This is a genomic window from Variovorax sp. 01N429 (assembly GCF_056399425.1).
Genome location: NZ_JBFTRG010000101.1, coordinates 1 through 471 on the forward strand (window position 1 = coordinate 1; position 471 = coordinate 471).

Sequence of the window (471 nt, forward strand, 5' to 3'; positions counted from 1 at the left end):
GCTTCACGCCTGATACGCCGCTGGGCGAAGGCAAGCACGAGTTCACGGTGGTCGAGCGTGATCAGGCGGGCAACGAAAGCAAGCCGTCGGATCCGCACGTGGTGATCGTGGACAAAACCCCGCCTGGCCAGCCGGCCGTTGGCGAAGTGACTGACGACGTGGGCTTGGTTCAGGGTCCGGTGGGCAATGGCGAGATCACGGACGACACGACACCGACACTGGTGGGCAAGGGCGAGCCGGGCGACACGATCGTCGTGATCGACAACGGCACGCCCGTTGGCGAGACGAAGGTCGACGAGGACGGCAACTGGAGCTTCACGCCTGATACGCCGCTGGRCGAAGGCAGGCACGAGTTCACGGTGGTCGAGCGTGATGAGGCGGGCAACGAAAGCAAGCCGTCGGGTCCGCACGTGGTGATCGTGGACACAACCCCGCCTGGCCAGCCAGTCGTTGGCGAAGTGACTGACAACA

Annotated in this window: 1 protein-coding gene; it reads left to right on the forward strand. The window is 64.7% G+C overall.

Annotation, left to right across the window (positions count from 1 at the left end; genetic code table 11):
- On the forward strand, positions 1 to 471 hold a 471-nt coding region (locus tag AC1DSF_RS30775; RefSeq protein WP_478184101.1), incomplete at both ends, for an Ig-like domain-containing protein.